Origin of the sequence: Aestuariivirga sp., from assembly GCF_046093005.1 — a bacterium.
Lineage (GTDB): Bacteria > Pseudomonadota > Alphaproteobacteria > Rhizobiales > Aestuariivirgaceae > Aestuariivirga.
This window is the reverse complement of the sequence record NZ_JBJTER010000096.1, coordinates 1-14,589: the sequence shown is the minus strand read 5'-3', so window position 1 is coordinate 14,589 and position 14,589 is coordinate 1. Positions and strand designations below refer to the sequence as shown.

Here is a 14,589-nt window from a genome sequence, read left to right as displayed (position 1 = left end):
GTCTTGATGACTTCGAGATTGTGCTCAATCACCACCACGCTGTTGCCCTGGTTCTCCAGCCTGCCGAAGAAGCTGAAGGCGAAGGACAACGAGATCGCCGCGCGCATCCTGAAGGAAATCCGCGAGCGGCTGAAATTCCTGGTCGATGTCGGGCTCGATTACCTCACCCTGTCGCGCACCTCCGGCACGCTGTCAGGCGGCGAGAGCCAGCGCATCCGGCTCGCCTCGCAGATCGGCTCGGGCCTCACCGGCGTGCTCTATGTGCTGGACGAACCGTCGATCGGCCTGCACCAGCGCGACAATGCCCGCCTGCTCGATACGCTGGTGCATCTCCGCGACCTTGGCAATACGGTGATCGTCGTCGAGCATGACGAGGACGCGATCCGCATGGCGGACTATGTGGTCGACATCGGCCCTGGCGCCGGCGTCCATGGCGGCCGGGTGGTGGCTCAAGGAACGCCGCCGGAAATCATGGCCAATCCGAAATCATTGACCGGTCAGTATCTGACGGGCGAGCAGCAGGTGCCGTTGCCCGGCCTGCGCCGCAAATGGCAGAAGGGCCGTTCGATCCGCGTCAAGGGTGCGCGCGCCAACAACCTCAAGAATATTTCCGCCGAAATACCCTTGGGCGTCTTCACCTGCGTGACCGGTGTGTCGGGCGGCGGCAAGTCAACCCTGCTGATCGACACCGTCTACCGCGCCGCGGCGCGCAAGCTGATGGGCACGCGCGAGGCGCCGGCCGAGCATGACCGCATCGAGGGCCTCGAATTCCTCGACAAGATCATCGACATTGACCAGAGCCCGATCGGCCGCACGCCGCGGTCCAACCCCGCCACCTACACCGGCGCCTTCACGCCGATCCGCGACTGGTTCGCGGGGCTCCCCGAAGCCAAGGCCCGCGGCTATGAACCGGGCCGCTTCTCCTTCAACGTCAAGGGCGGGCGCTGCGAAACCTGCCAGGGCGACGGTGTCATCAAGATCGAGATGCACTTCCTGCCCGATGTCTATGTCACCTGTGACGCCTGCCACGGCCACCGCTACAACCGCGAAACCCTCGAGATCAAATTCAAGGACAAGTCGATCGCCGATGTGCTGGAGATGACGGTGACGGAAGCGGGCGAATTCTTCCGCGCCGTGCCCAGCGTGCGCGACAAGATGGAAACGCTGGAGCGCGTCGGCCTCGGCTACATCAAGGTCGGCCAGCAGGCCACCACGCTGTCGGGCGGCGAGGCGCAGCGCGTGAAACTCGCCAAGGAACTCTCCAAGCGCGCCACCGGCCGCACGCTTTACCTGCTCGACGAGCCCACCACCGGACTGCACTTCCACGACGTGAAGAAGCTGCTCGAAGTGCTGCACGAGCTCGTGGACCAGGGCAATAGCGTGGTGGTGATCGAGCACAATCTCGAGGTCATCAAGACCGCCGACTGGATCCTGGACCTGGGGCCCGAAGGCGGCGACGGCGGCGGCGAGATCGTGGTGGCCGGCACGCCGGAGGATGTGGTGCGGGAAAAGCGCAGCTACACGGGCCGCTTCCTCAAGGACGCGCTGCGGCGCGGAAAGCGCGAGGCGGCGGAGTAAGGGTCTCCCCTACCCCTGCCGTTCCCTCCTGAGCTTCGCCCAGTATTCGAGCCGTTTACGCACTTCGCGTTCGAAGCCCCGTTCCACCGGTTCGTAATAGCTTTCCCGGCCCATGCCGTCCGGAAAGTAATTCTGGCCGGAAAAACCATCGGGCTCGTCATGGTCATAGCGGTAGCCTGCGCCATAGTCCTGCTGCTTCATCAGCTTGGTCGGCGCGTTGAGGATGATCTTGGGTGGCATCAGCGAGCCGGTTTGCTTCGCGCGTTCGCTGGCCTGTTTCCACGCCTTGTAGAGCGCGTTGGATTTTGGCGCGGCCGCCACATAGACGACCGCCTGGGCGATCGCCAGCTCGCCTTCCGGGCTGCCGAGAAAATCATAGGTCTCCTTGGCGGCCAGCGCCTGGTGCAGCGCCTCGGGGTCGGCGAGACCCACATCCTCCACCGCCATCCGCACCACGCGGCGGGCGATGAACAGCGGGTCCTCGCCCGCCACCAGCATGCGGGCCAGATAGTAAAGTGCCGCATCGGGGTCGGAGCCGCGCACGGATTTATGCAGCGCCGAGATCAGATTGTAATGCCCGTCCGCCGCCTTGTCATAAAGCGGCAGCCGCTTCTGCACGCTCCACGCCAGGCTTTCCGGGTCGAGCGGCGCGCCGCCCTCCGGCACGGCGGCGAACACCTCCTCCAGAATATTGAGAAAATAGCGCCCGTCGCCATCCGCCATGGCGATCATCGCCATGCGCGCCTCCGCTGTGGCGGGAAGCGCCCGGCGCTCGAACATTTCTGCGCGCCCGATCAATGCGTCAAGCGCCGCCGCATCGAGCCGGTTCAGCACCAGCACCTGGGCGCGCGACAGCAACGCGCCATTGAGTTCGAAGGACGGGTTCTCGGTCGTCGCCCCCACCAGGATCACCGTGCCGTCCTCGACATAGGGAAGGAAGGAATCCTGCTGTGACTTGTTGAAACGGTGGATCTCGTCCACGAACAGCAGCGTGCCCCGCCCCTGCTCGCGCCGGATGGGCGCCTGCTCGAACACTTTCTTGAGGTCCGCGACGCCCGCGAAGATCGCCGAGATCTGCTCGAAGGCGAGCCCCGTCTCGCCCGCCAGCAGCCTTGCGATGGTGGTCTTGCCGGTGCCCGGCGGCCCCCACAGGATGATCGACGGGATGCGCCCCGCCGCCAGCATACGGGTGATGACGCCCGCGGGGCCCACGAGATGATCCTGTCCGACGACGTCCGCGAGCTTCTGCGGGCGCAACCGGTCGGCCAGCGGACGCGGCGCGTCCTTGCCCATGCCGGCGGCATCGAACAGGTTTGCGCTCATCCGCCGATGGCGATCTTGAGCACCCGCCCGCCACGCTTCAGGGCGATCCGCCAGGCGCTTGTCTCATCTTCCAGAAGCGCTTTCAGGGTCTCAACGCTGTCGATTTCGCGGCCGTTGACCTCGAGGATCATATCGCCCTGTTTCATGAAGCGCGCGGCGGGGCCACCTTCGATCTTGGCGACCGCCACGCCCGTTGCCTCCGATGGCAGATCGAGTTCATCCGCAACGGCGGGCGAAAGATTCGATATCACCGCGCCCGCCAGCGGATTGTTGCCCTTGATCAGGGTGGTGGCGCGCGCCACCGTTTCCGGCGCGGCAATCATCGTGACCTGGGTCTCCCGGCGCTCACCCTTGCGCTGGTACTCGACGATGGTGGTTGAGCCGATCGCCGTCGTGGCCACCCGATAGCCGAGCTCCTGGGCGCTTTCCACGGGCTTGCCCTCCACCGCAAGAACAATGTCGCCGCGCTTCAGTCCGGCGGCGGCAAGCGGGCTTTCCGGGTGGAGGCTCACGATCAGCGCGCCCTCCGGCCGCGCCATGCCGAGCGAGGCGGCAATGTCGGAGGACACATTCTGCACCTCGGCGCCGATCCACGGCCGGCGGATCGCCTCGCCGCCGCTTTCCGCGGTGGCCACCACGGTTTTCACCATGTTGGCGGGAATCGCAAAGCCGATGCCGATGGAGCCGCCGCCGCGCGAGAAGATCGCGGTGTTGATGCCGATGAGCTGCCCCTTGCCATTGACCAGCGCGCCGCCGGAGTTGCCGGGGTTGATGGCGGCATCGGTCTGGATGAAGAACTGGTAGTCGCTCACGCCCACGCTGGTGCGGGCCAGCGCCGAGACAATGCCGCTGGTGACCGTCTGGCCCACGCCGAATGGATTGCCGATCGCCAGCACCAGATCGCCAACCTCGAGCGCGTCCGAGTCGCCCAGGCCCAGTGCCGGCAATTCCTCGTCCGGCACATCGATCTTGAGGACCGCGAGATCGGTGCGCTCGTCCTTGAGCAGCACCTTCGCCTCGAACTCGCGCCGGTCAGCCAGCACGACCGTGATGTCGGTGCCCTCGGCGATGACATGATGGTTGGTGACGATCAGCCCCTTTGGATCGACGATCACGCCGGAGCCCAGCGAATTCTGCACCCGCTCCCGCGGCCGGCCGAATGACCCATCGTCGCCGAAGAAGCGGCGGAAGAACGGATCCTCGAACAACCCGCCGCCGCGCGACACCGTGATTCGCTTGGCATACACATTGACGACCGCCGGCGCCGTCCGCTTGACGATGGGCGCGAAGGACAATTGCACCTCGGCAGCGGAGCTGGGCACGATCTCCTCGGCGCGCAGCGGAGCGGCAGCGAACAGAAACAGGCTTGCGGCCATGGCGAGGATCAGGAAACGCATGTCAATCCTTTCGAGCGAAAGCTCCTATCTGCGGTCAAGCTTTGTCGACAAGATGACCGAAGTTTCGATCCGTGTGACCCCGGGAATCTGCCCGATCTCATCAATCAGGCGGTCCATGTCCTCCGATGAAACGGTCCGGACCTGGGCGATGAGGTCGAATTTCCCGCTCACCGTGTGCAAGGTCTCAACCTGCGGGAAGCGCGCCAGCCGGCGTCCGAGTTCCACCTGGCGGCGCGGCTCGACCGCCAGCGTCACGAAGGCGCGCATGCCGCCGTCCTCGGCCTCGCGCGCCAGCTTGATGGTGAAGGCGGCGATGACGCCGGCCTCCTTCAGCCGCGCCAGCCGGTCCTGCACGGTCGTGCGCGACAGGCCGAGCTTGCGCGCCAGCGAGGCGACCGGCTCGCGCGAGTCGGCCTTCAGGAGCGCGATGAGCTCCTCATCCTTGGGCGTGACCTGGATCATCGTCGAATTGGGGGCCTCCGCCGTCATAATGACGACTCAACCGGCACAATTCAGCACAATGCCGTCTTTTATCCAACAGGCCGGGGTCCCATTTTCCGCGCCGGTCCGCCTGACGGGCCGACATGGAGGTTGAAATGGCCCAGCTCGTGAAAAGCGCGGTTTTCGAGGTCTTGCATGCCGATGCTCCCGAGGTGGCGCGCGTGATGCGCCCGGACGCGCCGGTGTTCTGCTTCAGCGCCGCCGCGCTTGAGGCCAGCTATGCCACATTCCGCAAAGGCTTCCCCGGCCTGGTCAGCTTCGCGGTCAAGTCAAACCCCTCGCGCGAGGTGCTCGCCACGCTCGCCCGCGCCGGCCTGCAGCATTGGGACGTGGCCTCGGTGCAGGAGATGGCACAGGTCCATGCCGTGCAGCCGAAGGCGCACTTTCACTATCACAACCCGGTCAAGTCCCGCCGCGAGATCTTCGACGCGTATCACCGCTACGGCTGCCGCCGCTTTGCCGCCGACGCGCGCGAGGAAGTTGCCAAGATCGCTGACATCACCGGCCGCGACGCATCGGTCGAAATCGCCGTGCGTTTCGTGCTGCCGCGCGACCGCGGCGCGTCCGCGCATGATTTTTCGACCAAGTTCGGCGCGCCCGAGCATATCGCCGCGGAACTGCTGCAGGATATCGCGCAGCGCGGCTTGGTGCCGGTGCTGACTTTCCACCCGGGTTCGCAATCGCGCGATCCCGCCGTATATGTGCGCCACATCGAGGCGGCACAGCGCATCGCAAAGACGGCCGGCATCACCCTGCGCACGCTCAATGTCGGCGGCGGCTTTCCGGCCCGCTATCCGCTAAGCCAGCCGGCCCCGCTGGGCGATTTCTTCTCCGCTGTTTCCGAAGCCGCCGTGCGCTGCTTCGGCAAGGAGGCCGTACCGCAGCTGGAGTGCGAGCCGGGCCGCGGCCTCGTGGCCTCATCGATGTCGCTGCTGACGCGCGTCAAGCTGGTGTGCTCTGTCGGCGATGACATCTTCCTCAATGACGGCGTCTATGGCGGCCTCATGGAATTCATGCAGGTTCCCGAACTGCAGCCGCCCTATCGCGCGATCCGTGACGGCGTTGTGCTGGAAGGCCGGACGAAGGCCTGGAAGGCATTCGGCCCGACCTGCGATCCGCTGGACGTGCTGCCCGCCCGGCTTGATCTGCCCGCGGACCTGCGCGAGGACGACTATATCGAATTCGGCATGCTGGGAGCCTACGGGATTGCCACCTCAACCCGCTTCAACGGCTACGGCGCCCATGAGGTGATACCGGTTGCGAGGGCCTACACCGGCGTCTAATTCAGCATCGAATAGCGCAAGGCGATGGCGACGGCCTGGGTCTTGGTGCGGGCGCGCAGCTTGTTCATCGCCTTGGCTGAATAGAGGTTGATGGCGCTTTCGCTGAGCTTCAGCAGCTGGGCGGTTTCCCAGGCAGTCTTGCCTTCGGCCGCCCATTGCAGCACCTCGCGCTCGCGCGGACTCAGGTCGAACTCGGCGCTCGTCGGGCGGGCGGAAACCAGCTTCTTCATCCGCTGGTGATAGTAGTGCGCAAACAGATGCAGTTCCGTGGCAATATCCTTCCGGACCTGACCCCATTCCCGGTCATCGCATTCGAAATTCACCGAGAACATCGCGTCGCCAACGCCTGGCTCGCGAATCGGAATTGAGATGCCATGGCGCCCAATTCCAAAGCTTTCCGCCACTTCATGGATATTCTGCACGGTTTCATCCTTGTTGCGCGCTTCCTCCCAGTCGAGCGGCAGCAGGCGGCTGAAACAAAGATGGAACGCGCGGTCCTTCAGAGGCGAATAGTCCCGCATGTAGATGGCGGTATAATTCTCATCATAAGTGGAGAACCAGGTCATCCGGTCCGGCACGGCATTTGAAGAGCCGAGAAACCAGTATGAAAGGTTCAGGACCCCGAAGCGGTCACGCGCCGATCGCAGGAAGCAGGCTGACTCTCCTGAGTCGGCGAAAGGCTCCTGACTCGCGCTGAATATGTCGAAACGGTTGCTCATCCCACCACATCCAGGAACTTGGTTCCCGCCACCCCGTTTTCAATTTCTAGTTTAAGAATTTCAACATAGTTAATTTCTATCACCTCCCGTTGTACTTCAACAGGAAATAATCCAACGTCCTGGCAAAAAAAAGGGCAGCCCAATGGGCCGCCCTGACAAGAGGAAATGACGCCGTAATCAGGCCGCGGCTTCCGCGGCCTCTTCAACTTTCTGGCTTGGACCCGAATCCTGACCCCGCGCGTTGACATCGCGATCGACGAATTCGATGACCGCCATCGGCGCCTGGTCGCCAAAGCGGAAGCCGGCCTTCATGATGCGGAGATAGCCGCCATTCCGCCCCGCATAGCGCGCGGCCAGAACGTCGAACAGTTTCCTGACCTGGGCATCGTCCCCGAGTTGCGCCATGGCCATGCGCCGGGAATGCAACCCGCCCCGCTTGGCCAGCGTGACCAGCTTCTCAACCACGGGGCGCAAGTCCTTCGCCTTGGGCAGCGTCGTCACGATCTGCTCATGCTTGATCAATGCGGCCGCCATGTTGGCAAACATCGCCCCGCGGTGCTCCGCCGTGCGGTTGAACCGCCGGCCCCTGAAACCATGACGCATAACCGTTCTCCTTCACTCGCGGCACCCCCAGAGAGGCGCCAGCCGGGTTCTCAATAATGTTGCTCGTACTTCTTGGCCAGCTCTTCGATGTTCTCAGGCGGCCAGTTCGGCACTTCCATGCCGAGGTGCAGGCCCATCTGGGCAAGCACTTCCTTGATTTCGTTCAGCGACTTGCGGCCGAAATTCGGGGTGCGGAGCATCTCCGCCTCGGTCTTCTGGATCAGGTCGCCGATGTAGACGATGTTGTCGTTCTTCAGGCAGTTGGCGGAGCGCACGGAAAGCTCGAGCTCGTCCACCTTCTTGAGCAACGCGGCGTTGAATTCGAGCTCGGGGCGCGACTCCTCGATGATCGCCTTGGACGGCTCCGAGAAGTTGATGAACACCGAAAGCTGGTCCTGCAGGATGCGGGCCGCATAGGCAACGGCATCCTCGGGCGACACCGAACCATCGGTTTCCACGTTCATGGTGAGCTTGTCATAGTCCAGGATCTGGCCCTCGCGGGTGTTCTCGATCTTGAACGACACGCGCTTCACCGGGCTGTAGATCGAATCAACCGGGATCAGACCGATCGGCGCGTCTTCGGGGCGGTTGCGTTCGGCGGACACATAGCCCTTGCCGGTGTTCACCGAGAATTCAATACGGATTTCAGCACCCTGGTCGAGCGTGCAGATCACATGCTCGGGGTTGAGGATGTGGATGTCGCCGGAGGTCTGGATGTCGCCGGCGCGCACCACGCCCGGGCCTTCCTTGCGCAGAACCAGGCGCTTCGGCCCCTCGCCCTGCATGGAAATGGCGATTTCCTTGATGTTCAGGATCATGTCCGTCACATCCTCGCGCACGCCCGCGATCGAGGAGAACTCATGCAACACGCCATCGATATGGACCGACGTCACGGCCGCGCCCTGCAGCGAGGAGAGCAGCACCCGGCGGAGCGCATTGCCGAGGGTGGTGCCGAAGCCGCGCTCGAGCGGCTCCGCGACAAAGGTGGCCACGCGGCGGCGGTCGCGGCCAGCCTGAACCTCGAGCTTCGACGGACGGATCAGTTCCTGCCAGTTCTTTTGGTTCACATGCATCTCTTATTGCTTCCTGTCGAACATCCGGCGCTTGCCCTGGGGCGCGCCGCGCTTCACGAATAACGCTGTGCCGCGATGGCTCAGACGCGGCGGCGCTTCGGGGGACGGCAGCCGTTGTGCGGAATGGGGGTCACGTCGCGGATCGAGGTCACCTGAAGGCCACAGGCCTGCAGCGCGCGCAGGGCCGATTCACGGCCGCCGCCAGGACCCGAAACTTCGACCTCAACGGTGCGCATGCCATGTTCCATGGCGGCGCGGCCAACCTGCTCGGCGGCCACCTGCGCGGCATAAGGCGTCGACTTGCGCGAGCCCTTGAAGCCGAGTTTGCCGGCCGAGGCCCACACGATGGCATTGCCCTGCACATCGGTGATGGTGATCATCGTGTTGTTGAACGACGAATTCACATGGACCACGCCAGACGAGATGTTCTTGCGTTCCTTGCGGCGCGGACGTTGCGCTTCCTTAGCCATGTCTGTTCAGCCTCTACTTCTTCTTGCCGGCGATTGCTTTGGCGGGGCCCTTGCGGGTGCGCGCGTTGGTGTGGGTGCGCTGACCGCGCACCGGCAGTCCCTTGCGGTGGCGGAGACCGCGATAGCAGCCCAGATCGACGAGGCGCTTGATGTTGATCGACACCTCGCGGCGAAGGTCGCCCTCCACCACATAGTCGCGATCGATGATCTCGCGGATCGCCAGCACTTCGGCGTCCGAAAGCTCGTTCACGCGCTTGGCCACCGGAATCTTGGTCTTCTCGCAGATCTCGACAGCGTTGACTGGCCCGATGCCATAAATGTAGCGCAGGGCAATGGCCACCGGCTTGTTCGTGGGAATGTTGACGCCTGCTATGCGGGCCACGCTTTTTCTCCTAGTTTTTCAACGGCTTGCGCCGAAAGATTCAATCAGTTCCACAGGCCGGGCAACGCTTCCAAAGGCATAAGGCCGTACCCCAAGGGGCAATTCCCCCTGAAGCCAGCCTGTCCTCGACCGAGATTGGAGCGGCTTCTAGAGGGGAATCGCATGCGCGTCAACCTCCAGAATGGCCTCAAACCCGGTTTTCACAGCCCCTTCAGCACCGCTTCGATCTGGCGGGTCACCTCGCCGATCTCCGCCATGCCGTCGATGGTCTTCAGCGTCCCGCGCCCGCCATAATACGCAACCAGCGGCGCGGTTTGATTGTTGTAGACGGTAAGCCGGTCACGGACCGTCTTCTCGTTGTCGTCGGCGCGCCGCGTGAACTGGGTTCCCCCGCAGGCATCGCACACGCCCGAAACTTTCGGCATCTCGAACCGGTCGTGATAGCCCTTGCCGCAGGCGGCGCAGGTGTAACGGCCAGTGATGCGCTCCACCAGGGCTTCGTCGTCAACCTTCATTTCAATGACCGCATGGAGCTTCAGCCCCTTGCCGGCCAGCATCTTGTCCAGCGCTTCCGCCTGGGCGGTGTTGCGCGGGAAACCATCGAGAATGAAACCCTTCTTCACGTCTGGCTGGCCAAGCCGGTCGGCGATGATGCCCACCACCACCTCATCCGGCACCAGTTCGCCCCGGTCCATGATCGCTTTGGCCTTGCGGCCGGTTTCCGTTCCCGCGGCAACCGCCGCGCGCAGCATCTCGCCCGTTGAGAGCTGTTTCAGGCCATGGCGCTCCTCGAACAGCTTCGCCTGGGTGCCCTTGCCGGCGCCCGGAGGGCCGAGCAGGATCAGGTTCACCGCTTGCCTCCGCGCAGCTTGGACTTCTTGATCAGGCCCTCATATTGCTGGGCCAGCAGATGCCCCTGCACCTGCGCCACTGTATCCATGGTGACGCTCACGACGATCAGCAGGGAGGTGCCGCCGAAGTAGAATGGGATGCCGGTGTAGCCGATCAGAAACTCCGGCAGCAGGCAGACCACGGTGAGGTAGAGCGCGCCGATGACGGTGATGCGGGTCAGCACATAGTCGATGTATTCGGCGGTCCGCTCGCCGGGCCGGATGCCCGGAATAAAGCCGCCGTATTTTTTCAGGTTCTCCGCCGTTTCCTTCGGATTGAACATGATCGAGGTGTAGAAGAACGCGAAGAAGATGATCAACACCGCATAAAGGAACAGGAACAAGGGCTGGCCATGACCGAGCATGGCGGTCATCGTGTTGAGCCAGTCCGGACCCTGACCCTGGGTGAAGCCGGCGACGGTCATCGGCAGCAGCAGCAGCGACGAGGCGAAGATCGGCGGAATCACGCCCGAGGTGTTGAGCTTCAATGGCAGGTGAGAGCTCTCGCCCTGGAACATCTTGTTGCCCACCTGCCGCTTCGGATACTGGATCAACAGACGGCGCTGAGCGCGCTCCATCAGCACGATGAAGGCGATCACCGCCACCGCCATGATGATGATGCCGATGATGACGAAGGTAGAAATCTGACCGGTCCGCCCGAGCTCCAGAAGACCCGCGATGCCAGCCGGAAGACCCGCCACGATGCCCGCGAAGATGATCAGCGAAATACCATTGCCGATGCCGCGCGAGGTGATCTGCTCGCCAAGCCACATCAGAAATACCGTGCCGCCGGTCAGCGTGATGACGGTTGAAATGCGGAAGAACATGCCAGGGTCGGTCACCAGGCCGGGCTGGCCTTCGAGGCCCACAGCAATCCCGTAGGATTGCATCGCCGCCAGCAGCACCGTGCCGTAGCGCGTATACTGGTTGATCTTCTTGCGGCCCTGCTCGCCCTCTTTCTTCAGCTGTTCAAGATGGGGCGACACCGCCGTCATCAGCTGGATGATGATCGAGGCCGAGATATAGGGCATGATGTTGAGCGCGAAGATCGCCATGCGGCCCAGCGCGCCGCCCGCCAGGTTGTTGACCCAGCCGAGGATGCCTGACGAATTCTGCGCCGCGAACTTCGCGAGTTCCGCAGCGTCGATGCCGGGTATCGGGATATAGCAGCCAAGCCGGTAGACGATGAGTGCGCCGAGCGTGAACCAGATGCGCTTTTTCAGATCCTCGGACTTGGCGAGCGCGCCAAGATTCAGATTGGCAGCAAGTTGTTCGGCCGCTGATGCCATGCTCTCGTCCTCGCGCCGCTAACAGGAACCCCAGATGTGGGGTTCCTCACCATCGCCTGCAAGCTTACTTCGCGTCCTGCGCCGCGGGCGCCGGCTTCAGCTGCTTGACCGAGCCACCGGCCTTCTCCACCGCCGCCACCGCGCCAGCCGTGGCGTGGTAAACTTCGAAGGCCAGCTTGGTCTTGAGTTCGCCCTTGCCCAGGAGCCGCACGCCGCCCAGCGGCGCCTTGATCACCCCGGCCGCGACCAGCGCCGCAGCCGTCACCGGCGCCGAAGCGTCGAGCCTCTTGGCATCGATGGCCGCCTGCACCAGGCCGAGGTTCACTTCATTGTAGTCGACCGCGTTGGGCTTGTTGAAGCCGCGCTTGGGCAGACGCCGGTAAATCGGCATCTGGCCGCCTTCGAAGCCGGCCTTGGCGCCGCCCTTGCGGGCCGTCTGTCCCTTGCCGCCGCGGCCGGCGGTCTTGCCGAGTCCGGAGCCGATGCCGCGGCCCACGCGTTTGCGGGCATGGCGGGAGCCGGGGTTGTCGGCGATCTCGTTGAGCTTCATGGCTGTCGTTCCTTATTCCACCACGCGCACCAGATGCGCGACCTTGGCGATCATGCCGCGCACCGCCGGCGTGTCCTGCAGGGTCGAGGTCTTGTTCATCTTGTTAAGGCCGAGCCCGATCAGCGTGGCGCGTTGCGCCGCTGGCCGGCGCTGCGGGCTGGCGATCTGCTGGATGGTCACCGTCTTTGCGGATTTTGACATGACTGACGCGCTCCTCAGGCTATTCGGCCACGGCTTCGCCGCCACGGCGGCGCAGCACCTCGGCCACCTTCTTGCCGCGGCGCGAGGCGACGGCCCGCGGGCTCGTCTGCTTCTTCAGCGCGTCGAAGGTGGCGCGGACCATGTTGTAGGGGTTGGACGAGCCCTTGGACTTGGCGACCACGTCCTGCATGCCCACGGATTCGAACACCGCGCGCATCGGGCCGCCGGCGATGATGCCGGTTCCGGGCGGCGCGGTGCGCAGCGTGACCTTGCCCGCACCCCAGCGGCCGTCGATGTCATGATGCAGCGTGCGGCCCTCGCGCAGCGGCACGCGGATCAGGCCACGCTTGGCGGACTCGGTCGCCTTGCGCACCGCTTCCGGCACTTCGCGCGCCTTGCCGTGGCCAAAGCCGACGCGGCCCTTCTGATCGCCCACCACCACGAGCGCCGCGAAGCCGAAGCGCTTGCCGCCCTTCACCACCTTGGCGACGCGGTTGATGTGAACCAGCTTGTCCACGAACTCGCTGTCGCGTTCCTCACGGTTGTCGCGGTCCTTGCGGTCGCCGCGCTCCGAACGTTCCTTAGCCATTTGCTTTCCGCCTGTCCTTCGCCGGAGAGATTAGAAATTCAGCCCGCCCTCGCGGGCGGCATCGGCGAGCGCCTTGACGCGCCCGTGATAGAGATAGCCGCCGCGGTCGAACACCACGTCCTTGACGCCGGCCTTGATCGCCCGCTCGGCGATCAGCTTGCCGATCGCCGCCGCGGCCGCCTTGTCGGCGCCGGTCTTGATCGCGCCCTTGACGTCCTTCTCGAGGCTCGAGGCGGCCGCCAGCGTCACGCCCTTCTGGTCATCGATGACCTGGGCATAGATGTTCTTGGAGGAGCGGAACACCGAGAGCCGCGGGCGGAGCGCGCCGCGCGCCGCGAGCGCCTTGCGCACCCGCGCCTTGCGGAGATTCTGAGATTTCGAAGCCATCGCCATCACCCGTTACTTCTTCTTGCCTTCCTTGCGGAAGATATACTCGCCCGCGTATTTCACGCCCTTGCCCTTGTAGGGCTCGGGGCCGCGGAATTCACGGATTTCGGCCGCGACCTGGCCCACCCGCTGCTTGTCGATCCCCGAGATCTGGATCTCGGTGGGCTTCGGCGTCTTGATGTCGATGCCCTCCGGGATCGGATAGTTGATGTCATGGCTGTAGCCGAGCGCCAGGCTCAGCACCTTGCCTTGCACCGCGGCGCGGTAGCCCACGCCGTTGATCTCGAGCGACTTGGAATAGCCCTGCGTCACACCCCTGATCATATTGGCGATCATGGTGCGCGACATGCCCCAGGCGGAGCGCGAGAGCTTGCTCTTGTCGCGCGGGTCGACCTTGACGCCGCCCTGCTCCATCTTGGCCAACACGCGGTCGGTGAGCACGAATTTGAGCTCGCCCTTCGGGCCCTTGACCGAAACATTGCTGCCAGCGACGTTGACGGTGACGCCGGCCGGTACGGGAACTGGTTTCTTGCCGATACGGGACATGGCTGGCCTCAGAACACGGTGCAGAGAACTTCGCCGCCGACGTTTTGCGCGCGGGCGTCGGAGTCCGACATGACGCCCTTCGGCGTCGACAGGATGGAAATGCCAAGTCCGTTGTAGACGGTCGGAAGCGCCGAGACCGACGCATAGACCCGGCGGCCCGGCTTCGAGATGCGGTTCAACTCGCGGATGACCGGCGCGCCGTCGAAATACTTGAGCTCGACTTCGATCTCGGCCTTGTTGCCGCCCTGTTGCACCACCGGGAAACCGCGGATGAAGCCCTCGGACTGCAGCACGTTCAGCACATTTTCCCGCAGCTTCGAATGGGGGATGGCCACCTTGGCCTTGCCCCTTTCCTGCGCGTTCCGGATGCGAGCGAGCATGTCGCCGATCGGATCATTCACACTCATTCTTCTCTCCTGAAGTCCGTATCTGTTACCAGCTCGACTTGACCATGCCGGGGATGAGCCCCAGATTGGCCATCTCGCGGAGCGCCAGACGCGACATCTTAAGTTTACGGTAATAGGCACGCGGGCGGCCCGTAACCTCGCAGCGGTTGCGGATCCGTGTCTTGGCAGAATTGCGCGGAAGCTCGGAAAGCTTCAGTTGCGCGGCAAAACGCTCCTCGATCGGAAGCGACTTGTTCTGGATGATGGCCTTCAGCCGCGCACGCTTTCCGGCGTACTGCTTCGCCATCTTGCGGCGGCGGTTGTTCTTCTCTACCGAGCTCGTCTTCGCCATTTGGGCTTTACCTCAGCCTTGTTCTGTTTCTTAGGCCGCCTTGCGGGCGGGCTTGCGGAAGGGGAAATTG

General features: G+C 64.0%; 19 protein-coding genes. 2 read left to right on the top strand and 17 right to left on the bottom strand.

The window, feature by feature from the left end; genetic code table 11:
- Positions 1–1,578: excinuclease ABC subunit UvrA (gene uvrA / locus ACKOED_RS08540; RefSeq protein WP_408916170.1), on the top strand; the 1,578-nt coding region annotated here is incomplete at its 5' end.
- 9 nt (positions 1,579–1,587) lie between these two features.
- On the opposite strand, the gene ACKOED_RS08535 is transcribed toward uvrA, so the two are convergent.
- The 3 genes from ACKOED_RS08535 to ACKOED_RS08525 are packed head-to-tail and all read right to left on the bottom strand — an operon-like array spanning position 1,588 to position 4,787.
- The gene (locus tag ACKOED_RS08535) at positions 1,588–2,901 is read right to left on the bottom strand and encodes a replication-associated recombination protein A (RefSeq protein ID WP_408916169.1); all 1,314 of its coding nucleotides are present in this window, start codon (positions 2,899–2,901) and stop codon (positions 1,588–1,590) included.
- A complete protein-coding gene (locus ACKOED_RS08530; RefSeq protein WP_408916168.1) occupies positions 2,898–4,298 on the bottom strand; it encodes a Do family serine endopeptidase in 1,401 nt (466 codons plus the stop codon). The genes ACKOED_RS08535 and ACKOED_RS08530 overlap by 4 nt, the downstream gene beginning before the upstream one ends.
- Before the next feature lie 24 nt (positions 4,299–4,322).
- Complete coding sequence (locus ACKOED_RS08525) at positions 4,323–4,787, bottom strand: Lrp/AsnC family transcriptional regulator (protein ID WP_408916167.1); 465 nt, start codon at positions 4,785–4,787, stop codon at positions 4,323–4,325.
- Positions 4,788–4,894: 107 nt separating this feature from the next.
- Between ACKOED_RS08525 and ACKOED_RS08520 the strand changes: the two genes are divergently transcribed.
- A complete protein-coding gene (locus tag ACKOED_RS08520) occupies positions 4,895–6,082 on the top strand; it encodes a hypothetical protein (protein WP_408916166.1) in 1,188 nt (395 codons plus the stop codon).
- Here ACKOED_RS08520 and ACKOED_RS08515 read toward each other — a convergent pair.
- The 14 genes from ACKOED_RS08515 to rpsN form a co-directional block, all read right to left on the bottom strand.
- A complete protein-coding gene (locus ACKOED_RS08515; protein ID WP_408916165.1) occupies positions 6,079–6,801 on the bottom strand; it encodes a helix-turn-helix transcriptional regulator in 723 nt (240 codons plus the stop codon). The two genes, ACKOED_RS08520 and ACKOED_RS08515, sit on opposite strands and share 4 nt — an antisense overlap.
- Positions 6,802–6,978: 177 nt before the next feature.
- Positions 6,979–7,404, bottom strand: a complete 426-nt coding sequence (gene rplQ, locus ACKOED_RS08510) for a 50S ribosomal protein L17 (RefSeq protein ID WP_408916164.1) — start codon at positions 7,402–7,404, stop codon at positions 6,979–6,981.
- Between the two features lie 50 nt (positions 7,405–7,454).
- Positions 7,455–8,477, bottom strand: coding sequence for a DNA-directed RNA polymerase subunit alpha (locus ACKOED_RS08505; RefSeq protein WP_408916163.1), 1,023 nt, complete (start codon positions 8,475–8,477; stop codon positions 7,455–7,457).
- Positions 8,478–8,557: 80 nt separating this feature from the next.
- The gene (rpsK, locus tag ACKOED_RS08500) at positions 8,558–8,947 is read right to left on the bottom strand and encodes a 30S ribosomal protein S11 (RefSeq protein WP_408916162.1); all 390 of its coding nucleotides are present in this window, start codon (positions 8,945–8,947) and stop codon (positions 8,558–8,560) included.
- A gap of 13 nt (positions 8,948–8,960) precedes the next feature.
- On the bottom strand, positions 8,961–9,329 hold the full coding sequence (gene rpsM / locus ACKOED_RS08495) for a 30S ribosomal protein S13 (RefSeq protein WP_408916161.1): 369 nt from the start codon (positions 9,327–9,329) through the stop codon (positions 8,961–8,963).
- 200 nt (positions 9,330–9,529) lie between these two features.
- Positions 9,530–10,180: an adenylate kinase gene (locus ACKOED_RS08490; RefSeq protein ID WP_408916160.1), complete on the bottom strand. Its 651-nt coding sequence runs from the start codon at positions 10,178–10,180 to the stop codon at positions 9,530–9,532.
- Positions 10,177–11,508, bottom strand: a complete 1,332-nt coding sequence (gene secY / locus ACKOED_RS08485; protein WP_408916159.1) for a preprotein translocase subunit SecY — start codon at positions 11,506–11,508, stop codon at positions 10,177–10,179. The genes ACKOED_RS08490 and secY overlap by 4 nt, the downstream gene beginning before the upstream one ends.
- A gap of 64 nt (positions 11,509–11,572) precedes the next feature.
- On the bottom strand, positions 11,573–12,058 hold the full coding sequence (gene rplO / locus ACKOED_RS08480) for a 50S ribosomal protein L15 (protein ID WP_408916158.1): 486 nt from the start codon (positions 12,056–12,058) through the stop codon (positions 11,573–11,575).
- 12 nt (positions 12,059–12,070) lie between these two features.
- Complete coding sequence (rpmD, locus tag ACKOED_RS08475; RefSeq protein ID WP_408916157.1) at positions 12,071–12,259, bottom strand: 50S ribosomal protein L30; 189 nt, start codon at positions 12,257–12,259, stop codon at positions 12,071–12,073.
- A 19-nt stretch (positions 12,260–12,278) separates the two neighbouring features.
- Entirely contained in the window at positions 12,279–12,848 is a 570-nt protein-coding gene (rpsE, locus tag ACKOED_RS08470) for a 30S ribosomal protein S5 (protein WP_408916156.1), read from the bottom strand.
- Positions 12,849–12,878: 30 nt separating this feature from the next.
- A complete protein-coding gene (gene rplR / locus ACKOED_RS08465) occupies positions 12,879–13,235 on the bottom strand; it encodes a 50S ribosomal protein L18 (protein ID WP_408916155.1) in 357 nt (118 codons plus the stop codon).
- Between the two features lie 12 nt (positions 13,236–13,247).
- Positions 13,248–13,781: a 50S ribosomal protein L6 gene (gene rplF / locus ACKOED_RS08460; protein WP_408916154.1), complete on the bottom strand. Its 534-nt coding sequence runs from the start codon at positions 13,779–13,781 to the stop codon at positions 13,248–13,250.
- Between the two features lie 8 nt (positions 13,782–13,789).
- A complete protein-coding gene (rpsH, locus tag ACKOED_RS08455; protein WP_408916153.1) occupies positions 13,790–14,188 on the bottom strand; it encodes a 30S ribosomal protein S8 in 399 nt (132 codons plus the stop codon).
- A 25-nt stretch (positions 14,189–14,213) separates the two neighbouring features.
- Positions 14,214–14,519, bottom strand: a complete 306-nt coding sequence (gene rpsN / locus ACKOED_RS08450) for a 30S ribosomal protein S14 (protein WP_408916152.1) — start codon at positions 14,517–14,519, stop codon at positions 14,214–14,216.
- Between the last annotated feature and the right edge of the window lie 70 nt (positions 14,520–14,589).

What these genes read in the sequence shown, in the direction of transcription:
- rplR (WP_408916155.1), bottom strand. Translation starts at nt 13,235, where the DNA reads ATGGCTTCGAAATCTCAGAATCTCCGCAAGGCGCGGGTGCGCAAGGCG.
- rpmD (WP_408916157.1), bottom strand. Translation starts at nt 12,259, where the DNA reads ATGTCAAAATCCGCAAAGACGGTGACCATCCAGCAGATCGCCAGCCCG.
- ACKOED_RS08530 (WP_408916168.1), bottom strand. Translation starts at nt 4,298, where the DNA reads ATGCGTTTCCTGATCCTCGCCATGGCCGCAAGCCTGTTTCTGTTCGCT.
- ACKOED_RS08535 (WP_408916169.1), bottom strand. Translation starts at nt 2,901, where the DNA reads ATGAGCGCAAACCTGTTCGATGCCGCCGGCATGGGCAAGGACGCGCCG.
- rpsK (WP_408916162.1), bottom strand. Translation starts at nt 8,947, where the DNA reads ATGGCTAAGGAAGCGCAACGTCCGCGCCGCAAGGAACGCAAGAACATC.
- rplO (WP_408916158.1), bottom strand. Translation starts at nt 12,058, where the DNA reads ATGAAGCTCAACGAGATCGCCGACAACCCCGGCTCCCGCCATGCCCGC.
- ACKOED_RS08505 (WP_408916163.1), bottom strand. Translation starts at nt 8,477, where the DNA reads ATGCATGTGAACCAAAAGAACTGGCAGGAACTGATCCGTCCGTCGAAG.
- rpsH (WP_408916153.1), bottom strand. Translation starts at nt 14,188, where the DNA reads ATGAGTGTGAATGATCCGATCGGCGACATGCTCGCTCGCATCCGGAAC.
- secY (WP_408916159.1), bottom strand. Translation starts at nt 11,508, where the DNA reads ATGGCATCAGCGGCCGAACAACTTGCTGCCAATCTGAATCTTGGCGCG.
- ACKOED_RS08525 (WP_408916167.1), bottom strand. Translation starts at nt 4,787, where the DNA reads ATGACGGCGGAGGCCCCCAATTCGACGATGATCCAGGTCACGCCCAAG.
- ACKOED_RS08520 (WP_408916166.1), top strand. Translation starts at nt 4,895, where the DNA reads ATGGCCCAGCTCGTGAAAAGCGCGGTTTTCGAGGTCTTGCATGCCGAT.
- rpsN (WP_408916152.1), bottom strand. Translation starts at nt 14,519, where the DNA reads ATGGCGAAGACGAGCTCGGTAGAGAAGAACAACCGCCGCCGCAAGATG.
- rpsE (WP_408916156.1), bottom strand. Translation starts at nt 12,848, where the DNA reads ATGGCTAAGGAACGTTCGGAGCGCGGCGACCGCAAGGACCGCGACAAC.
- rplF (WP_408916154.1), bottom strand. Translation starts at nt 13,781, where the DNA reads ATGTCCCGTATCGGCAAGAAACCAGTTCCCGTACCGGCCGGCGTCACC.
- ACKOED_RS08515 (WP_408916165.1), bottom strand. Translation starts at nt 6,801, where the DNA reads ATGAGCAACCGTTTCGACATATTCAGCGCGAGTCAGGAGCCTTTCGCC.
- rplQ (WP_408916164.1), bottom strand. Translation starts at nt 7,404, where the DNA reads ATGCGTCATGGTTTCAGGGGCCGGCGGTTCAACCGCACGGCGGAGCAC.